Raw genomic sequence first — 18,144 nt, 5'->3', positions numbered from 1 at the left:
GGAATGTTATAGTTCTGGAAAAAGAAATGAGGTCTCACTAATGAATAAACCATCCATTTATGGATTAACAATTGAGCAGATGACAGACTGGTTATCGCATCAAGGTCACAAGCCGTTCCGTGCGAAACAGGTTTGGGATTGGCTTTATCGTAAACGTGTCACTACTTTCGCTGAAATGACGAATGTCAACAAGGATTGCCTTGAGTTGTTAGATCAGAGTTTTGCGATTGGCTCGATGACAGAATCAGTTAAACAAGAATCAGCGGACGGAACAATCAAGTTCCTCTTCAAGTTGTATGACGGCAGTTTGATTGAAACAGTCCTCATGCGTCACAAATACGGACTCTCTGTCTGTGTGACGACACAAGTCGGTTGTAACATCGGCTGCAGCTTCTGCGCGAGTGGATTGATTAAGAAGAGCCGTGATTTGTCAGCTGGTGAAATCGTCGAACAAATCATGAACGTCCAACATCACCTCGATGCTGTCGGTAAAGAAGAACGTGTCAGCCACGTCGTCGTCATGGGTATCGGTGAGCCGTTTGATAACTTCGACAACATGGTCGACTTCTTGAACGTCATCAAAGATCACAACGGTCTTTCAATTGGTGCACGTCACATCACTGTTTCGACAAGTGGTCTTGCTGATAAAATCTACAAATTCGCAGATTTAAAACTTCAAGTCAACTTGGCGATTTCATTGCACGCACCAAACAACGAGTTGCGCACACAAATCATGAAAATCAACCGTGCGATTCCGCTCGAAAAATTGATGCCGGCCATCGATTATTACGTCAAGACGACGAATCGTAAAATCACGATCGAGTACATCTTACTTCGTGGAGTCAATGACCAAAAAGCACAAGCAATCGAACTTGCGAAATTATTCGAAGACAAACGTCACTTGACGTATGTCAACTTGATTCCGTACAACCCGGTTGATGAGCATGGTCAATACCAACGGAGTACGTCAGAAGATATCTCGACATTCTACGATACGTTGAAAAAGAACGGTCTCAACTGTGGTGTTCGTCTCGAGCACGGGACAGACATCGACGCAGCATGTGGACAGTTACGTAGTAAACAAATCAAAAAAGATAAAGTCGCAGCAAAATAAGCAAGTGGAGCTTCCTGTCACTCTGACGGGAAGCTCTTTTGACGTCCTGCGGAAAGTAGCGCATAATGAGAGGTCATGAGATGTACGGTCAATTCGAAACTATATAATAAATGAGGGATTCACATGCCAAAAAAACCATTCACTGATTTTCAACTCAGTTCACCAATTTTAGAAGCGATTGAACAACTTGGTTACCATACGCCGACGGATGTCCAACAAGCTGTCATTCCGGTCGCCTTGTCTGAAAAAGATATCATCGTCAAATCACGCACAGGAAGCGGGAAAACGGCATCGTTCGGCATTCCACTCTGTGAACTCGTCGAGTGGGAAGAAAATAAACCACAAGCGCTAATTTTGACACCGACGCGTGAACTGGCGCTGCAAGTCACGGAAGACGTGATGAACATCGGACGTTACAAGCGGATTAAAGCGACAGCCGTTTTCGGGAAACAGCCGTTCCGTGGTCAGGTCACGGAATTAAAACAAAAAACCCATATCGTCGTCGGAACACCAGGTCGTGTGCTCGATCACCTCGAGCGAGGGACACTTTCGCTTGAAAAGGTCAAATACCTTGTCCTCGATGAAGCGGATGAGATGCTGAACATGGGCTTCCTCGAGCAAGTCGATACGATTTTAAAACAACTACCGACACAACGGACGACGATGCTGTTCTCGGCGACATTCCCGCAAGACATTCACAAGCTGAGCGAACGCTACATGAAGTCGCCAAAAGAGGTCGAAATCACGACAAATGCAACCGAAATCGCTCAAATCGATCACAGTTATATTCCGGTGACCGATAAGACGAAATTCGCAATCCTGAAAGACGTCACGGTCGTCGAAAATCCGGACCGTTGTATGATTTTCTGCCGGACGAAAGAACATGTCGATTTCGTCGCCCAAGGACTGACGGCGATGGAGTATCCGGTCGAGAAAATTCACGGCGGGATGGAACAGGACGAGCGCCTTGCGGTCATGAAGGCATTCCGTGCAGGCGAATTCCGTTACTTGGTCGCGACAGACGTCGCAGCACGTGGAATTGACATCGAAAACATCACCCACGTCATCCAGTACGACATGCCGGTCGAAAAAGAAAGTTATGTGCACCGGACGGGTCGGACAGGGCGTGCGGGCGCAATGGGGAAAGCAATCAGCCTCGTGACGGAAGCGGATATGCGCCGTCTGCGTGAAGTCGAACAGTACCGTGGCGAAGCAATCGAAAAACGTCAAGCACCGACGGAACGTGAATTGATTCGGACGGCAGATGCGTTCGAAGAGAAAATCACGACGACGGATGTCCGCACATCAAAAACGGAGCAACTGAACGCTGACATCATGAAGCTCTATTTCAATGGCGGGAAGAAAAAGAAACTTCGGGCCGTTGATTTTGTCGGAACGATTGCGAAAATCGAAGGGATGACTGCTCAGGATATCGGGATCATCACGATTCAAGATACGGTAACGTATGTCGAGATTCTGAACGGTAAAGGGCCACTCGTCTTACGCGCGATGAAGACGACGAAGGTCAAAGGGAAACAACTGAAAGTATATGAAGCGTTTAAAAAATAAGAACTGAATGAAAAACAGCCGTTTTGAGAGAGCTTTACTCTCCCGAAACGGCTGTTTTTTGCTGTAAGACTTGTCCGAGGTGGAGACCGCTCGCCGCTGCTTGCGAAAGCGAATGGGTCGCGCCGGAACAATCCCCGATTGCATACAGTCCCGTGATGTCTGTTTCGAAGTCGCGTCCGGTCGCAAGGACCGGAGCGTAGAACTTCCCGTCCATTCCGTAAAGCAATGTATCAGGGGAGAGCGGAATTTCGAGCAAACGTTCGAGCCGCTCGAAAAATCCGAGTAACACGGTGAGATCAGTGTCCGGGACCTCGGCGAGCAGGTTTCCTGGTGTTGCTTCGAGCGTCGGGACGACTTGATTGTGAGCGATTCCGGTTGCTGTAGAAGCTACGCCGGCAAGCAAGTCACCAAGACGTTGGATGACGATCCGGTCCGACCCCTGGTTGATTTGTCCGATGACTGAAGTCGCAAATTGATTCGCTGCGGTCAACGTATCGAAATAGCGTGGTAAAAACAACGTGAAGTTTAAATTTGCCGTCCCCGTCGTCTGTTCGCGGAAATTTTGTCCGTCCGGCATGACGAGACCTTCTTGATATTTGCGGATGATCCGACCGGTCGGATTCATGCAGTAGGTGACGGCCGTTCCAGCGTCAGATGCGTATGCCAGTTTCGTTTCGAACGTGTCCTGTAATACAGTCCGAAAAGGCGCTTCATCCATTTCAATCCGAATCCCGAGGTCGAGACGTGTCTTTGTTGGCGTCAGTCCAAGCTGCGTGAGCTGCTGGCGCATCCAGTTCGTGCCGGAGCGTCCGGTCGCAAGGACAACTCGGCGACTCGAAAATGTCTCTGACACGGTTTTGAGTATGAATGTAGTATCTGCCTGCTTCTCGATCTGTTCGACGTCCGTCGAAAATCGGAACGTGACCGTCTGCATCAGCATGTCTTCAAGTTTTGCGAGCACCTGTTTCGTAAGTGAAGTCCCGAGGTGACGGACGGTCGTCTCAATCGTATGTAAACCAGCACTTTTTGCACGCGCTGCAAGCGACGGGTTGTGGGTCGAATAAAGGGGTACCTCATCGGCCCCATATTGGCAAAGAACGGCATCGACTTGTTGCATTAAGCGAAGTGTCGTGTCCGGACCTAACTTTTGTTCCAGTTCGCCTCCGAACCCGGTCGAATAATTGTATTTTCCTTCTGATTTCCCGAGTCCTCCAAAGCCGAGATAAGCATCTGTCGCGGTTCTTTCGGCTAACGGTTTTCCGGCGTCAATCACTAAGACGGATTGTCCGTCCTGTACGAGTTCGTGGGCCAGAAAAATTCCGGCGACACCTGCGCCGATGATCGTCACATCATACATCTGCATCCGCTCCTTTTTGGTTCAGTATACAAAAGGAGCGACTGGAACTGAACTTAAATGCAGAGGAGGGACAGGAAGTGCAGCAAAAAAGCACCCCGTAAAACGAGGTGCTCAGCGTGTAGACAAACGCTTATGAAGCGTGAACATGTTATATCGAGAGGCAATCCGTTTGCGCTTCCCTGTCACGCCTCGTCTTCAAAGCGGCAATCTTCCGCGCCGCTACAGCAAAGCTGCAGGGTCGCGACCGATTGCTTTTCGCTTTAAAAGCGATGCGAGACGGATTGCGCTCTAAACCGTCTGCCATCCCGGCTTTCCGCCTCGCCCGAGGAAAGCAACGAAAAAAGACGCTTTTATCTTCCGATAGAACTTTGTCTACAGTCGGAGCACCCCGTTAAAACGAGGTGCTCTCTTCGTCGTGCGGATTGCTTATTTCCAATCTGTGATGTCGTTGATTGGAAGACGGACTGATGGATATCCTGCGTCAACGGCTTTCCCGATTGAAAGCAGCATGACAGGGAGGTAACGATCTTTATCCATGCCGAAAGCTTCAGCGATTTGATCTTTTTCGTATCCACCGATTGGGTTTGTATCGTAACCGTGCGCACGAGCGACGAGCATCAATTGCATGGAAACGAGACCAGAGTCGATTAAGATGCTGTCACGAAGTGTGTCTGTATCTTCTGGGCTATAGAACCCTTTGATTGCTGGTACTTGGCGATCGCGGACTTCTTGCGGCATAAGCCCTTTTTCAACAGCCATGTCGTAGATTGTATCGATGCTATCGACCGCATTCATGTCGCCGAACACAGCGATGACAGCAGATGATGTCTCGACTTGGACTTGGTTGAACTTCGCGAGTGGAGCGAGTGTCGCTTTTCCTTCTTCACTGTCGATGACGAGGAAACGCCATGGTTGCATGTTGACGGAAGACGGTGCGAGTGTTGCTTCTTCAAGAATTTGTGTCATTTCTTCTTTTGAGATTTTTACGTCCGTGTCGTAGTTGCGGATTGAGCGACGGCCTTTTACGATTTCCATAAAGTCAGTAGTTGTTTGTGTTGTCATAGTATTCAATCTCCCTTGTTGTGTTCTCTATTTTTTGATGAAGCGAATCGAACTTATTTCCAGTCTGCGATATCGTTGATTGGAAGACGGACTGATGGATATCCTGCATCAACAGCTTTCCCGATTGAAAGGAGCATGACTGGTACATAACGGTCTTTATCCATCCCGAATGCTTCTGCGATTTGGTCTTTTTCGTACCCACCGATTGGGTTCGTATCGTAACCGTGTGCACGAGCGACGAGCATCAATTGCATGGAAACGAGACCAGAGTCGATCAAGATGCTATCTTTCAGTGCGCTAGCAGGGACGTTTTCATACATACCTTTGATTGCTGGAACTTGACGGTCGCGAACTTCTTGCGGCATGAGTCCTTGTGCGACAGCTGTATCATAGATGTTTTCAAGTTGATCGATCGCGTTCATGTCACCGAAGACCGCGATGACAGCAGATGATGTCTCGACTTGGACTTGGTTGAACTTCGCGAGTGGAGCGAGTGTCGCTTTTCCTTCTTCGCTGTCGATAACGAGGAAACGCCATGGTTGCATGTTGACGGAAGACGGTGCGAGCGTTGCTTCTTCAAGAATTTGTGTCATTTCTTCTTTAGAGATTTTTACGTCCGTGTCGTAGTTGCGGATTGAGCGACGGCCTTTTACGATTTCCATAAAATCAGTAGATGTTTGAGTTGTCATGAGTAAGTGCTCCTTTTTAGCGTGTAGTCGTTTTAGGTAATGTTGACGCATTATTTTCGATGCGTTGAATCATCTGTGCGAGTGCTGCCTGTTCTTCACCTGTGAAATCCTCTAATAGATGTTCGAGGAAATCATCTTTTTGCTGGCGCAACTGAGTGATGCGTGTAGCTCCCTCATCTGTTAATGAGACGAGGATGACACGGTTATCCGTCGCTGACCGGACACGTTGAATCATCCCGTTCGTTTCGAGATGCTTTAAATGGCGTGTCACGGCAGCGTTGTCGACATTGACCCGTTGCTGTAATTCTTTTTGACTGATGGTCTTGCCAACCTCGAGTTGGGCTAATAAGTCCATTCGGGTCTGGCTAAAACCGTCCGTACATAAATCAAATTTTTGAGCAATCGTCTTATTGACGGAGACGAGCGCATAAATCAGACGTCCTTTTTCTGTGCATGAAATACTCAAGTCATCACATCCTTCCCTTCGTTCCAAGAAACCTTTGACGTATCAAAGATTGATATGTAAACGAATATAACGTGTATTTTTTATAGGTGCAACTAATCTGCTTCATCCACGAAAAAAAGATACCATTTCTTTCGAAACGATATCGAGTCAGGCGGTTTAGCTGATTTTTTGTTCGTTCGGTCGAATGACGCCGGCATCGATTGCGGCAATCATCCGTCGGAAATAAACTAACCAAAATTGAAGAAACGGTCCAATCAAAAAGATCGAGAGAATCGTCCCGAAAAAGACCGGACCACCGAGTAACCAACCGAGACCACATGCCGTTATTTCCATGATCGTCCGCATCATCCGGATCGAGGTTCCGAAACGTTCCGCTAACGTCAAGGTCAGTCCGTCGCGTGGACCGGCGCCATATCCGACGGCGACGTACAGCCCTGCCCCCATTCCGATGATGAAGATACCGAAGATGAGCCATACAGCGTTTAGCCAAACAGCCGAGAACGATGGAAGTAAATGCGAGCCAAGTACGAGGTTCATGAAGACACCGACGAAGATTGCATTGACGAGTGTCCCGATTTGCGGTCGAATCCGGTCGAGTAAGTACTTGACGAAGACGAGCAGCAGACCGACGAGAAGAATGACCGTTCCGACCGATAAAGGTGTTTTGTTTTGAAGACCGAGATGCAGGACATCCCAAGTCGAGACACCGAGATTAGCGGTGATCATGATGGAGGAACCGACGGCGAGCAAAAAGAGACCGCTTAAAAATAAGAACCATTTCAACGTTGCGCGCAGCAACCAGGACGTATGGAGACGTTTGAACATCGTTGTGTGTCACCTCGATTCAAAAGGATAGATATTCGTTAACTGTATCACGTTCATGAACGAAAGCAGAAGTAACAAATTATTGAATGTCCAACTTGAGGAGGAGGGAGGTACGGCAAACGTCTCGTATAATGTAAAGAAAGAAGAGGAGGAACATCGATGCGATTTGTCCGCCATCTCATCCGTTTTACATATCTTGAAGCACTCTGTTGTGTCTTTCCGGTCGCGATTTTTGCTGCACTCGCAGTATCGCGTTATCTGCCGAATGAACCGATTGCCCGTTATGATGTCTTGCTGCTTTGGTGTCTGTTCGTTCAAGTCATGTTACTGTTGACCCGTTACGAAACGAAAGAGGAATTCAAGCTGATTCTTATTTTTCACGTCATCGGATTAGGACTTGAGCTGTTTAAAGTCCAAGTCGGCTCGTGGAGTTATCCGGAAGACGCATTTTCGAAGGTGCTGGGTGTTCCGCTCTACGCAGGTTTCATGTATGCCAGTGTCGCGAGTTACGTCTGTCAGGCATTTCGGCGACTCGATCTTCGGTTTACGTTCTTTCCACGTCCGACCCTCGCACTTGCTGTCGGGAGTTTGATTTACTTAAACTTTTTTACGCACCACTGGATGCTCGATTTACGGTGGTTCTTGATGGGACTCGTCATCGTCGTCTTCTTTAAATCGTGGGTCTACTTCCGACTAGAGGATACGGTTTACCGTCTCCCGCTTGTTTTATCGTTCTTATTGATTGCCTGGTTTATCTGGCTGGCGGAAAACATCGTCACCTTTTTCAAGGGTTGGGTCTATCCGCATCAACAAGAGGGCTGGGCGCTTGTCGATTTCGGAAAACTCTCCTCGTGGTTCTTACTCGTCATCATTACCGTCTTGATTGTCGTCGTCGAAAAATACCGGAGAGGTGATCCGGCCGTTCACGTCAAACCGTAACCCTTAACAAAAAAATACCTGGTTGTTTTTTTGTAATGGTGAAGCATCTTGACCTTGCTATAGTTGGAAAAAATAGCAAAGGGGTTTTTAACATGATGCATCACGTAATCGAACGAGCGAAGGCGTTAGTGACAAGCAAACTGAACATCGTCGAAACAGCGGATGACTGGAACTTGTTACTCGATGAGATCAACGGAATCGATGAATGGGTCCAGCTGTCGCAGTACTATGCGCCACGTCAAACAACGACGGGGTTAGAAGATTTGGAGGCGGAGCCGGCAGAATGCCGGGGGGCACCAGCCAGTCCGCCTGCTACAGTCATCGAGGAAGTGAAGGAAGAAGTTGAACGGACTATCGAACAACGGTATTCCTATACGTTCGAACGGCAATTAAAGGGTGGTTCGTTACGCGAGTGGTCGAACAGTCATATCTCGGAAACAGAAATCCGCGACTGGAACCTGGAGCACGGGATGGAAGTCCGTGTCCAAGTCCTGCATCAAGATGAGCGGCGGACATCACTTGAAATCCTAGCCGTCGTCGCGACGGACCAGGTAAAACCACTCGCAGAGCGGATCGTGTTTGAAAAGTGCATCGTCAAGAATCACGGGATCATCGAAGCAACGATTGATGGTCCACTGAAAGATGAGACAGGAAAACCGTTCTACTATACGACACCACTTGAAGACATGCGGTTCTTCCAGCTGAAAGCAGGACAACTCGTCGATCTCGTCATGTGGAAAGGTCATCCGGAGACATTGACGATTGTCTGGAAACATGCATTTCATTACGAGGTACCAATCGTGACGGAGTTACCGCAGCGCGACGTATCGAGTGGTTCGCCCGAGTCCGCCGCGACATCCCTCGCGAACAAACAAACGAAAACAGGACGTTACGATAAGATGATGCAGCGGAAACCGAAGGCGAAGAAAGTCAAAAAAGAACGACGCCTCCGGGAGAAAAAAGCCCATCAGCTCGAACGCCTCGATACGACGACGTTACCCGGTCAACCCATCGAATTCGTTGACAAAACGGCGCTCGATTTTGCTTCCTACGACGGGATGCGTCTCGTCATCGTCGGTAATGAGCAACAACGTGCCGTCTACCGTGACTTCTTTGCGGAGACGGGCATCGAGTTAATCCATTTGGGCGGAGACGCCCAAGCCGCAAAAAAAATCGCCTGTCTCGCGAAAAAGACCGACGCAATTGTCGTCGTCAAAAGTCGTGTTTCCCACGCAGCAGCGGCACACGTCCTCGTACAAGCGAAAAAACATGATATTCCGTTTGCGATCGAACGACTCGATGGACGACGCTCCTTGTATACGGCGTGCCAGCAACAGCTTGAAAAAGCAGCAGTTCAGAAATTAAAAAAAGACAAGCGTTAAAAATGAAACCTCCTCAAAGATGTACCGTAAAGTAGAGTAGAACTTATTTTTGAGGAGGATCTTTCGATGTCAAAACAATTAAAATTAGCAGCGCGCGAGTCGTTGCAGGGACGCTGGGGATTCATGGCATTAATGATGCTATTGTTTCTGATCATTCAAGGTGTTCCAAATGGAGCCGCATCATCAGGTAACGATTTCGAGTTCATCGACTTGATTGGCTTACTCTTGTCGATTGTCACGCTCCCAATTGCGATTGGTTGGTCATGGCTTGCACTATCTGTCGCCCGGGACGAAGAGACGAAAATCGCCGACTTGTTTGAGCCGTACAAAATGTTTCTGAAAGCCGTTGGTCTTGCGATCGTTCAGACGATTTTCTTAGGGCTCTGGTTCTTGCTGTTCATCATTCCGGGAATCATCAAGTCATTTTCGTACATGCTGACGTACTACATTTTGCGCGACGAACCGTCAATCGGCATTCTCGATGCGATTACACGTTCACGCCAAATGATGGATGGCCATAAAAAAGAGGCATTTTTCCTTGTCCTTTCGTTCATCGGCTGGTTCTTGCTCGGAATCATTACGCTCGGAATCGGTTTCCTCTGGATTGGCCCGTACTTCAGCGTCACAATCGCGAAGTTCTACGATCGCGTGCGTGGGGAAGAAGTTTCGACGACTGGTCACCGGACAGCCATGATGGATGCAAATCACAATGACCCACCGTTCGTATCACCAGAATGAATTGATTTTGAACAGCACCATATAAAGCAGGGATTGCCATCTTAAACCGATGTGCAATCCCTGTTTTTAGATTCTAGACAAAGAAGTATCAAGAAACAGAGTGATTTTCCAAATGTTTTTTTAATTCCGATAGGAAAAGAAGGTTTAAAGGTTGCTTTACTCCGCTAAAAGATGTACGCTAACTTCAATCATTCTTATCACGAGAAGTCGAGGGACTGGCCCGACGACACTTCAGCAACCCCGCATGAGCGGAAGGTGCTACTTCCAAAAGGAATTCATTCCTTTGAAGATAAGAGCCGACAGTAGACATTCGTCGCTCTTTTCTAAACGAAAAGAGCGATTTTTTATGCAAAAAGGGGGCACGGGGGATGGAATACGGATTTTGGCTACCAATCTTCGGAGGTTGGTTACGGAACGTCGAGGATGAACAAATGCCGGCGACATTCGATTATGCGAAACACGTCGCACAGACGGCAGAACGGATTGGCTTTTCGACGACATTGATTGCAGAATTGAATTTAAACGACATCAAAGGAATAGCCGAACCGAGTCTTGAGGCGTGGACGACAGCAGCAGCCATCGCGGCAACAACGGAACGGTTGGAAATCATGACAGCCGTCCGACCCGGTTTTCATAATCCGGCAACAACAGCAAAGATGGCGGCAAACATTGATCAATTGAGTAATGGACGGTTCACGCTCAACGTCGTTTCGGCCTGGTGGGAGGAAGAAGCCCGTCAGTACAATGGGATTTTTACAGCCCATGACGAACGGTATGCCCGAACGGAAGAATTCGTGACGGTCATGAAAGGATTATGGGCGGACGCATCACCCTACAGTTTTGACGGGGACTACTATCAGCTGGAACGGGCAGAGCTTCACCCGAAACCCGTTCAGCGTCCCGGTATCAAGCTGTACGCCGGTGGTGAGAGCGAGACGGGGAAACAGACAATCGTCAATCACTGTGATGCCTATGTCATGCACGGAGGAACAGTCGATGAAGTCGCGACGAAGATTACGGATATGAAAACCCGCCGCGCGGCGACCGGGAAGCAGCCGCTTGCGAGTTTCGGACTGGCGGCTTATATCATCTGTCGCGAGACGGAAGCAGCAGCGCTCGAAGAATGGCGCCGGATTACGGACGTGAAAGAAGACGGTGCCGGATACGCCGGGTATGACGACTTCGTCAGTAAATCGCAACTCGAACAACAGGTCAAACGAAATGACTATTCCGTCTCAAACCGTGGCTTGCGTCCGAACCTGATTGGGACGCCGGATCAAATCGCAGAACGGATTCTTGAATTTGAAGCGGTCGGCGTGACATTGCTCTTGCTTCAATTTTCTCCCCAACTCGAAGAAATGGAACGCTTTGCCCGCGAGGTCATGCCACGTGTCGAAGCGAAACGAAAGGTAGGTCAACTAAAATGACGAAAATTCATATTTTACACGAAAATCAGGAATGGACGGATCATTTAATCAAGCGACTCGAGGAACTCAACTTACCGTATGAACAGTGGCACCTCAACGAAGGCATCGTTCCACTTGATGAAACACCACCAGAGGGCGTTTTTTACAGCCGGATGAGTGCCTCGTCCCATACACGGGGGCACCGCTATGCACCAGAATTGACGGAAGGGGTCCTCGCTTGGCTCGAAGAACATGATCGGACGGTTTTCAACGGAAGCCGTGCGTTACGACTTGAAGTCAGTAAGGTTAACCAGTACACCGCCTTACGCAAAGCAGGTATCCGTGTTCCGAAAACGACGGCAGCCGTCGGGCGGGATCAAATCGTCCAAGCTGCTCAAAACATCGGAGTATCGTCGTTCATCACGAAACACAATCGTGCCGGCAAAGGACTCGGCGTTCAGTTGTTCCACTCGATTGAAGCACTCGAGACCTATCTTGACGGACCGACATTCGATGAGCCGGTCGACGGCATCACGTTGATTCAAGAGTACATTCAAGCACCTGAACCGTACATTACGCGTTGTGAATTCGTCGGTGGTAAGTTCGTCTATGCGGTCCGTGTCGATACGTCGGAAGGATTCGAGCTCTGCCCTGCCGATGCATGTGTCATCGATGATTTGTTCTGCCCGGTCGGAGAAGAGGTGGCAGAGACGCCGATGAAATTCCAAGTCGTTGAGGGGTTCGATGACCCGATCATCGCGCAATACGAGGCATTTTTGAAGGCGAACCAAATCGCGGTCGCCGGGATTGAGTTCATCAAGGATGCAGACGGGACGATCTATACGTACGACGTCAATACGAATACGAATTACAATTCAGACGCTGAAGCGGCGGCTGGGAAGTTCGGGATGCTGGAACTTGCAAAATTCCTCGGTCACGCGTTAGAACGTCAAACCGTGAAGTGAACACTAAAAACCACTTAAAGTAAGGAAAATACCCTGATTGTTCCGGAGTCGAGCGTTAGAACGACGGACATCGGGGTATTTTTAAACTAAAAGGAGGTGGTGTCATGGTGACGTGGCGCGAAGAAAAGGTACTCCCGATTCCGATTGAACAAGCGTGGCATCTGTTTGACCATGATCGACTGCAACGACTCATTCCGGGTGTCGTCCAGCATGAGGTGATTGAACGTAAACCGGGTGTCGTCGGATCGACGTACCGCCAAACCTATATGCAAGGGAACCGGCTTGAAACCTACATCGTGACCGATCTTGCCTATACGAATGAACCGGACTATAAACAAAATACGATTGGTTTTACGTTAGCAAAGATGTTTCGCCTCGAGATGTCGTTTGCGCTGAAGCGGATTGATGCGACGACCTGTCGTTTGATTTACACGGGGAAAAATGAAGGTGTCAACTTCGTCGGTCGCAGTCTCTTATCGTTAGGCGGAGAACGCGAGAACGAGAAAATCGTCAATGGATTTCTCGAGCGGCTCGAAGCAGAGGTTAAACAAATTCAAAACTAAAAACAGGTGTCTTCCCATTCCAGTCATGACGGAAACGGGAGACACCTGTTTTAGTGAAGAACGATGCAGTCGTTCGTTGTTCAGATTAATGGTGGTGCGAGTACGATTTAGTGTTGCCTGTCGGAAGACCGGAGAGGTAGCCGACACCACCTGTTTTTTGGATGCCGATGCCATCTTGCATCGCTTGTTCAAGCTCTTTCGGGTCAACTGCTGTGATCTGTTTGCCGTCAAGACCTTCACCTGGATGTTGGTAGTTGCTGAGCAAGTAGCTATAGCCACCGACACGGTCGAGCGAACGGAGTCCTGTAGCTTCTGCACCGACGGGAACCGATAAAATACGTGAAAGTTTCTTCGTTTTCAAGTCGTATGCCCAGACGAAGTTGTTCGTGTGCAGTGAGCTGTCCTCACCGATGAACAACGTATTCGAGGCAGCAGAGTAAGCAAGGTTATCCGGGTTTGCGACGAGGTTTGGATTCGCCGTATTTCCGTAAGCATCCGGTTTCGCTAAATCTTCACCAATCACAAGGGCCTTCATCCGTGTTGGGACATAAGAACTGTCGATTTTTTTAGCACGACCGAGATCGAGTTCATACGTCACGCCAGATTCACGTTTTTCGAACTGGATGTCGTCTTGGACGGCACCGGCTTGTTTTTCTGTGCTACCTGACACGTAGGACAGCGCGATGTATGCTTTTTTGTCTTTTTCGTTGACCGTGATGCCTTCCATCTTGTTGAACTCAGATGTCGCACCGAGTGTCGCGCCATAACGACGTGATTCGAGGAAAGCAGCTGCTTTCTCCATGCCTGGTTTTACTTTCAAGTACTCGACGTTTTTGCTTGCTGCCGTTTTGACTGCTGTGAAACCGGGTGTTGGTTCAGTCGCCGTTTCGAAGATGTCGCTGAACGTCGTTCCGTTATCGATGATCTTTTTGACAGCAGCATCTGACGAGTGACCGAGTTTAATCCATTCGAGTTTACCGGCACCGCCTTCAGTCGCTTTCGTTTGGTTGAACTTCGCTGCGTAAAGTGTTCCTTTTGAGAAGTCTTTTTTCTTATCGGCGACGTACATGAACATCATCGTGTTATTGCCGTCATCTCCAAAGATCGCCGTTTTTTGGTCAGGCAAGACTTGCATCATCTCGTGTGAGAAACGACCTGTACTGTAGTGCTTGACGACAGACGATTGTCCTTTACGGTCGACTGAGATTTCAGGTGTATAACCGTAGAAGTACGGATTGGCTTTACTTGCGTCACCGAAGTAACGTTCTGCGAATGCAGCGACTTCTTTATAAGCGGATGAATTTGAATCGGCTTCGAACGCACGTGCATCCGGCTCATATTCTTCCGAACCGAGGTGTGTTCCCCATGGCGTCGTTGATCCGTTACATGGTGTCCATAATCCGTTGACGTTTTTGAAGTCGATTTTACTCGATTTTTTGACCGCCAGTTTACCGGTCTTTTTATCTTGTGTGACTTCTGTCAATGTCATCGATGCCGGAAGTCCGCGGACGGAGTTTCCTGCATTGTCGATTGAATCGTATTCGAAGTGGGAGACCAAGTACTTTTTGCCGTGGACTTCAAGCAAGCTGTTCGAGTCCGGTGCATCCGAGACGAATGCTTCCGGCTTATCGGGAACACTGCGGTCGATGATTGGGTCACCATTAACATCGATTGGTGTACCGGCTGCGATTTTTTGTCCTTTGTTGTCGACGATTTTATCTTGCGACAAGAACAATTGGTTGTAATCGAGTGCTTTTACTTCTGTTTTCCCGTTCTTGTATGTGATTTTAACTTTAGCATCTGTATACGTTTTAACCATTTGATCAATCGTTTTTGGTGCATCCATCGATAAAAATTCAATGTGTTTGATGGCTTTATTTGAATGATGTTCGTTTGATTTAGCATCTGCGAGTGTTGGAATCAGACTTGACGATAAAAGTGCTGCCGATAGGCCGACCATAAGTGTACGTTTCATATTTGTTTCCCCCCATGTTGTTTTAAACTCGTGTTGTGGCTACGTTCTTAATTAAAACAAGGGATTGTGTATGCGGTGTAAAGAAAGCGAGACAGTCTGGTGTCGGAAGGTTAAGAATGGATTTACAAAAAAAGACTGCCCTTTATGTAAAGGACAGCCGACAGATCAATGTGCGTATAACGCAGTTAACTGTTGTTGGATGGATTCGTTGTTGAGGTACTCATCGTACGTCGTTTCTTTATCAACGATTCCGTTTGGTGTGAGTTCGATGATGCGGTTCGCAATCGTTTCGACGAACTGATGGTCATGCGAGCTGAAGAGCATCGCACCTTTGTAAGCAATCAAGCCATCGTTGAGTGCCGTGATCGATTCGAGGTCTAAGTGATTCGTCGGATCGTCGAGGACGAGGACGTTTGAACCGCTGAGCATCGCTTTCGATAACATACAACGGACTTTTTCTCCCCCAGAGAGGACTGATGCTTTTTTCATGACTTCTTCACCGGAGAAGAGCATCCGACCGAGGAAACCGCGAAGGAACGTGTCACTTTCATCAGCTGGCGAGTATTGGCGCAGCCAATCAAGAATCGTTTTGTCAGACCCTTCGAAGAACTCCGAGTTGTCTTTTGGCAAGTATGATTGCGACGTCGTAACGCCCCATTTGAATGTTCCGCTGTCTGCTTCCATCTCACCCATCAAAATTTTGAACAGTGTCGTGATGGCGATATCGCTTTGGCTGATGAACGCCACTTTGTCTGTTTTATTTAATGAGAAACGGACATTGTCGAGCACTTTGACGCCATCGATCGTCTTCGAAAGACCTTCGACCGTCAATAAATCATTTCCGATTTCACGTTCTGGTGAGAAACCGACGAACGGATAGCGGCGTGATGACGGACGGATGTCGTCAAGTGTGATTTTATCGAGCAACTTCTTCCGTGACGTCGCTTGTTTCGCTTTTGAAGCGTTTGAGCTAAAACGCGCGATGAAGGCTTGAAGTTCTTTGATTTTTTCTTCTTTTTTCTTGTTTTGATCGCCAGCCATCCGCGAAGCGAGTTGGCTTGACTCATACCAGAAATCATAGTTCCCGATATAGAGTTGAATTTTACCGTAGTCGAGATCGGCCATGTGCGTACAGACGTTGTTGAGGAAGTGACGGTCGTGGGAAATGACGATGACCGTGTTCTCAAAACCGATCAAGAATTCTTCGAGCCATTTGACGGCTTTTAGGTCGAGACCGTTGGTAGGCTCATCGAGTAACAGGATATCCGGCTTACCGAACAACGCTTGCGCGAGCAAGACTTTAACTTTTTCTCCACCTGTTAATTCAGCCATTGTTTTCGTATGCAGGCTTTCTTTGATTCCAAGACCTTGAAGGAGCATCGCGGCTTCCGATTCAGCTTCCCAACCATTCATTTCCGCGAATTCCCCTTCGAGTTCAGCGGCACGCATGCCGTCTTCATCGGAGAAGTTTTCTTTCATATAAATCGCATCTTTTTCTTTCATGACTTCATACAGGCGTTTGTGTCCCATCATGACCGTTTCGATGACTTGGAACTCTTCATATTCATAATGGTTCTGACGGAGTACGCCAAGACGCTCACCCGGTGTGATGATGACATCGCCTTGTTGTGCTTCGATGTCTCCTGCAAGAATTTTGAGGAAAGTCGATTTACCGGCGCCGTTCGCACCAATCAAACCGTAACAGTTACCTGGTGTGAACTTGATGTTGACGTCTTCGAATAATTTGCGGTCCGCAAAGCGGAGGCCGACGTTTTGTACTGTAATCATATAGAGATGAACCCTCGTTTCTAGTGTGTGATGTGCTGTTACGAGTGTACCACAAAATGATACCGCTCGTTTTAAGGACAAAGTTCTTTACATCTTAGACCGGATTGCAAAAATTAGCAACCAGGGTCATGAAACATTTTTTGAAATCAACCGTATAAGTTAAAGAGACAGGATGAAGGAGGGATGAGAAATCATGGCAACATTGTTTACCTTACTGTTTTTCGCACTCATCGCCTTGTTAGGAATCGAACTGTATAAATATATCCAAGACAAAATTGACAAAGGGGACTCATAATGAGAGAAATCAAACCAAAGAAAAGAATTAACCCAGCGATGATCATTGCCGGTGTCATCGTCGTCGCACTCCTTGCCATGACACCGTTCATCGTTGAACAGATTGAACCGGGGCAAGTCGGAGTCGTCTACAAACCGTCAAGCGGTGTCCAGGACGAAACACTTTCGCAAGGTTGGCACGTCGTTTCACCGATCACACGTGTGACGGAGTATCCGATTCGAACGCAAACGAAGTCGCTCGACAATATGACGCTCGCGACAAAAGACGGGAAGAACATCGTTGTCGACTTTACGTACAGTTTTGCAGTCTCTCCCGATCAAGTCACGAAAGTATTCAATAAGTTTGGACCAATCGAAATCGATGAAATCGCAGATGGCTATTTGAAACAACGTTTATATGATGCGTCACGAGAGCAAATTTCGAAAGTAACTGTACTCGAATTGTTCGGTGAAGAGTCAGGAAATGTTTCAACGAGCATCCAAACGCAATTTGCAGAAGACGTTAAAAAAATCGGTTTCATCATTGAGGACGTTGCACTCGGTGCTCCAAAACCAGATGAAAAAACACAAGAAGCCATCGATTCTCGTGTTAAAGCCTCACAAGAGCTAGATAAGAAGAAAACGGATCTCGCGATTGCCAAAGCTGAAGCAGAACGACTTCGTGTCGAAGCACAAGGGGAAGCCGATGCGCGTTTGATTGAAGCGCAAGGTTTGGCGAAAGCACAGAAGGAACTTCAAAAAACGTTGACTGCCGAAATGATTCAATATGAAGCTGTCAAGAAATGGGACGGAAAATCACCACTCGTGAGTGGATCGGGCAGCATGGTGCAGTTACCACTTCCAGATCAAGAAACAGAGAAGAAATAAGTAATGAAAGTACACCTTCAGACGAGAAGGTGTATTTTTTTGACGATTTTAAACACTAAATTATAATTTTGATAAAATGAAACGATAGAATAAATGAGTTATATCAAGCATATAAACATATTTCAGGAAAAAAATAAGAAGGATA

At 47.8% G+C, this 18,144-nt stretch carries 17 protein-coding genes and 1 riboswitch; of the genes, 10 read left to right on the top strand and 7 right to left on the bottom strand.

Annotated features, from left to right (window positions below):
• Positions 1–40 precede the first annotated feature (40 nt).
• Entirely contained in the window at positions 41–1,114 is a 1,074-nt protein-coding gene (gene rlmN / locus P403_RS0107545; RefSeq protein ID WP_029332101.1) for a dual-specificity RNA methyltransferase RlmN, read from the top strand.
• Between the two features lie 123 nt (positions 1,115–1,237).
• The gene (locus P403_RS0107540) at positions 1,238–2,683 is read left to right on the top strand and encodes a DEAD/DEAH box helicase (RefSeq protein ID WP_029332100.1); all 1,446 of its coding nucleotides are present in this window, start codon (positions 1,238–1,240) and stop codon (positions 2,681–2,683) included.
• A gap of 34 nt (positions 2,684–2,717) precedes the next feature.
• On the opposite strand, the gene P403_RS0107535 is transcribed toward P403_RS0107540, so the two are convergent.
• On the bottom strand, positions 2,718–4,040 hold the full coding sequence (locus P403_RS0107535) for an NAD(P)/FAD-dependent oxidoreductase (RefSeq protein ID WP_029332099.1): 1,323 nt from the start codon (positions 4,038–4,040) through the stop codon (positions 2,718–2,720).
• Positions 4,041–4,185: 145 nt separating this feature from the next.
• On the opposite strand from P403_RS0107535, the gene P403_RS16595 reads away from it, so the two are divergent.
• Positions 4,186–4,332 carry a hypothetical protein gene (locus tag P403_RS16595; protein WP_160167777.1) on the top strand — a complete coding sequence of 49 codons (147 nt, stop codon included), beginning with the start codon at positions 4,186–4,188 and terminating at the stop codon, positions 4,330–4,332.
• A gap of 134 nt (positions 4,333–4,466) precedes the next feature.
• Here the strand turns inward: P403_RS16595 and P403_RS0107530 are convergent, their stop codons facing one another.
• The 4 genes from P403_RS0107530 to P403_RS0107515 all read right to left on the bottom strand — a co-directional run bounded on the left by P403_RS0107530 (position 4,467) and on the right by P403_RS0107515 (position 7,082).
• A complete protein-coding gene (locus P403_RS0107530) occupies positions 4,467–5,102 on the bottom strand; it encodes a nitroreductase family protein (protein WP_029332098.1) in 636 nt (211 codons plus the stop codon).
• Between the two features lie 53 nt (positions 5,103–5,155).
• On the bottom strand, positions 5,156–5,791 hold the full coding sequence (locus P403_RS0107525) for a nitroreductase family protein (RefSeq protein WP_029332097.1): 636 nt from the start codon (positions 5,789–5,791) through the stop codon (positions 5,156–5,158).
• A gap of 16 nt (positions 5,792–5,807) precedes the next feature.
• Positions 5,808–6,257 (bottom strand): MarR family winged helix-turn-helix transcriptional regulator, encoded by a 450-nt coding sequence (locus P403_RS0107520; protein ID WP_029332096.1) that lies wholly within the window; start codon positions 6,255–6,257, stop codon positions 5,808–5,810.
• Positions 6,258–6,413: 156 nt separating this feature from the next.
• Positions 6,414–7,082, bottom strand: a complete 669-nt coding sequence (locus P403_RS0107515) for a YczE/YyaS/YitT family protein (protein ID WP_029332095.1) — start codon at positions 7,080–7,082, stop codon at positions 6,414–6,416.
• A gap of 159 nt (positions 7,083–7,241) precedes the next feature.
• On the opposite strand from P403_RS0107515, the gene P403_RS0107510 reads away from it, so the two are divergent.
• The 6 genes from P403_RS0107510 (at position 7,242) to P403_RS0107485 (ending at position 13,075) form a co-directional block, all read left to right on the top strand.
• Complete coding sequence (locus P403_RS0107510) at positions 7,242–8,021, top strand: DUF817 domain-containing protein (protein ID WP_029332094.1); 780 nt, start codon at positions 7,242–7,244, stop codon at positions 8,019–8,021.
• A 92-nt stretch (positions 8,022–8,113) separates the two neighbouring features.
• The gene (locus P403_RS0107505) at positions 8,114–9,403 is read left to right on the top strand and encodes a DUF2325 domain-containing protein (protein ID WP_029332093.1); all 1,290 of its coding nucleotides are present in this window, start codon (positions 8,114–8,116) and stop codon (positions 9,401–9,403) included.
• A gap of 66 nt (positions 9,404–9,469) precedes the next feature.
• Positions 9,470–10,141, top strand: a complete 672-nt coding sequence (locus tag P403_RS0107500) for a DUF975 family protein (RefSeq protein WP_084157651.1) — start codon at positions 9,470–9,472, stop codon at positions 10,139–10,141.
• Positions 10,142–10,332: 191 nt separating this feature from the next.
• A riboswitch (SAM riboswitch) is annotated at positions 10,333–10,437 on the top strand.
• Positions 10,438–10,509: 72 nt separating this feature from the next.
• The gene (locus P403_RS0107495) at positions 10,510–11,568 is read left to right on the top strand and encodes an LLM class flavin-dependent oxidoreductase (protein WP_029332091.1); all 1,059 of its coding nucleotides are present in this window, start codon (positions 10,510–10,512) and stop codon (positions 11,566–11,568) included.
• Positions 11,565–12,512 (top strand): ATP-grasp domain-containing protein, encoded by a 948-nt coding sequence (locus tag P403_RS0107490; RefSeq protein WP_029332090.1) that lies wholly within the window; start codon positions 11,565–11,567, stop codon positions 12,510–12,512. The genes P403_RS0107495 and P403_RS0107490 overlap by 4 nt, the downstream gene beginning before the upstream one ends.
• Before the next feature lie 104 nt (positions 12,513–12,616).
• A complete protein-coding gene (locus P403_RS0107485) occupies positions 12,617–13,075 on the top strand; it encodes an SRPBCC family protein (protein WP_029332089.1) in 459 nt (152 codons plus the stop codon).
• A gap of 85 nt (positions 13,076–13,160) precedes the next feature.
• Here P403_RS0107485 and P403_RS0107480 read toward each other — a convergent pair whose 3' ends face one another.
• Positions 13,161–15,050 carry a PhoX family protein gene (locus tag P403_RS0107480; protein WP_029332088.1) on the bottom strand — a complete coding sequence of 630 codons (1,890 nt, stop codon included), beginning with the start codon at positions 15,048–15,050 and terminating at the stop codon, positions 13,161–13,163.
• Between the two features lie 165 nt (positions 15,051–15,215).
• A complete protein-coding gene (locus P403_RS0107475) occupies positions 15,216–16,838 on the bottom strand; it encodes an ABC-F family ATP-binding cassette domain-containing protein (RefSeq protein WP_029332087.1) in 1,623 nt (540 codons plus the stop codon).
• A 294-nt stretch (positions 16,839–17,132) separates the two neighbouring features.
• Here P403_RS0107475 and P403_RS0107465 point away from each other — a divergent pair, with 294 nt between their 5' ends.
• Entirely contained in the window at positions 17,133–17,999 is an 867-nt protein-coding gene (locus tag P403_RS0107465; protein WP_029332086.1) for a prohibitin family protein, read from the top strand.
• Positions 18,000–18,144: the final 145 nt, after the last annotated feature.

The organism is Exiguobacterium oxidotolerans JCM 12280, from assembly GCF_000702625.1.
GTDB lineage: Bacteria > Bacillota > Bacilli > Exiguobacteriales > Exiguobacteriaceae > Exiguobacterium_A > Exiguobacterium_A oxidotolerans.
This window is presented reverse-complemented; position numbering and strand designations above follow the sequence as displayed.

Excerpts from the sequence above, each read along its gene's own strand:
- rlmN (WP_029332101.1), top strand. The coding sequence starts at position 41 with ATGAATAAACCATCCATTTATGGATTAACAATTGAGCAGATGACAGAC.
- P403_RS0107540 (WP_029332100.1), top strand. The coding sequence starts at position 1,238 with ATGCCAAAAAAACCATTCACTGATTTTCAACTCAGTTCACCAATTTTA.
- P403_RS0107535 (WP_029332099.1), bottom strand. The coding sequence starts at position 4,040 with ATGTATGATGTGACGATCATCGGCGCAGGTGTCGCCGGAATTTTTCTG.
- P403_RS16595 (WP_160167777.1), top strand. The coding sequence starts at position 4,186 with ATGTTATATCGAGAGGCAATCCGTTTGCGCTTCCCTGTCACGCCTCGT.
- P403_RS0107530 (WP_029332098.1), bottom strand. The coding sequence starts at position 5,102 with ATGACAACACAAACAACTACTGACTTTATGGAAATCGTAAAAGGCCGT.
- P403_RS0107525 (WP_029332097.1), bottom strand. The coding sequence starts at position 5,791 with ATGACAACTCAAACATCTACTGATTTTATGGAAATCGTAAAAGGCCGT.
- P403_RS0107515 (WP_029332095.1), bottom strand. The coding sequence starts at position 7,082 with ATGTTCAAACGTCTCCATACGTCCTGGTTGCTGCGCGCAACGTTGAAA.
- P403_RS0107510 (WP_029332094.1), top strand. The coding sequence starts at position 7,242 with ATGCGATTTGTCCGCCATCTCATCCGTTTTACATATCTTGAAGCACTC.
- P403_RS0107505 (WP_029332093.1), top strand. The coding sequence starts at position 8,114 with ATGATGCATCACGTAATCGAACGAGCGAAGGCGTTAGTGACAAGCAAA.
- P403_RS0107500 (WP_084157651.1), top strand. The coding sequence starts at position 9,470 with ATGTCAAAACAATTAAAATTAGCAGCGCGCGAGTCGTTGCAGGGACGC.
- P403_RS0107495 (WP_029332091.1), top strand. The coding sequence starts at position 10,510 with ATGGAATACGGATTTTGGCTACCAATCTTCGGAGGTTGGTTACGGAAC.
- P403_RS0107490 (WP_029332090.1), top strand. The coding sequence starts at position 11,565 with ATGACGAAAATTCATATTTTACACGAAAATCAGGAATGGACGGATCAT.
- P403_RS0107485 (WP_029332089.1), top strand. The coding sequence starts at position 12,617 with ATGGTGACGTGGCGCGAAGAAAAGGTACTCCCGATTCCGATTGAACAA.
- P403_RS0107480 (WP_029332088.1), bottom strand. The coding sequence starts at position 15,050 with ATGAAACGTACACTTATGGTCGGCCTATCGGCAGCACTTTTATCGTCA.
- P403_RS0107475 (WP_029332087.1), bottom strand. The coding sequence starts at position 16,838 with ATGATTACAGTACAAAACGTCGGCCTCCGCTTTGCGGACCGCAAATTA.
- P403_RS0107465 (WP_029332086.1), top strand. The coding sequence starts at position 17,133 with ATGAGAGAAATCAAACCAAAGAAAAGAATTAACCCAGCGATGATCATT.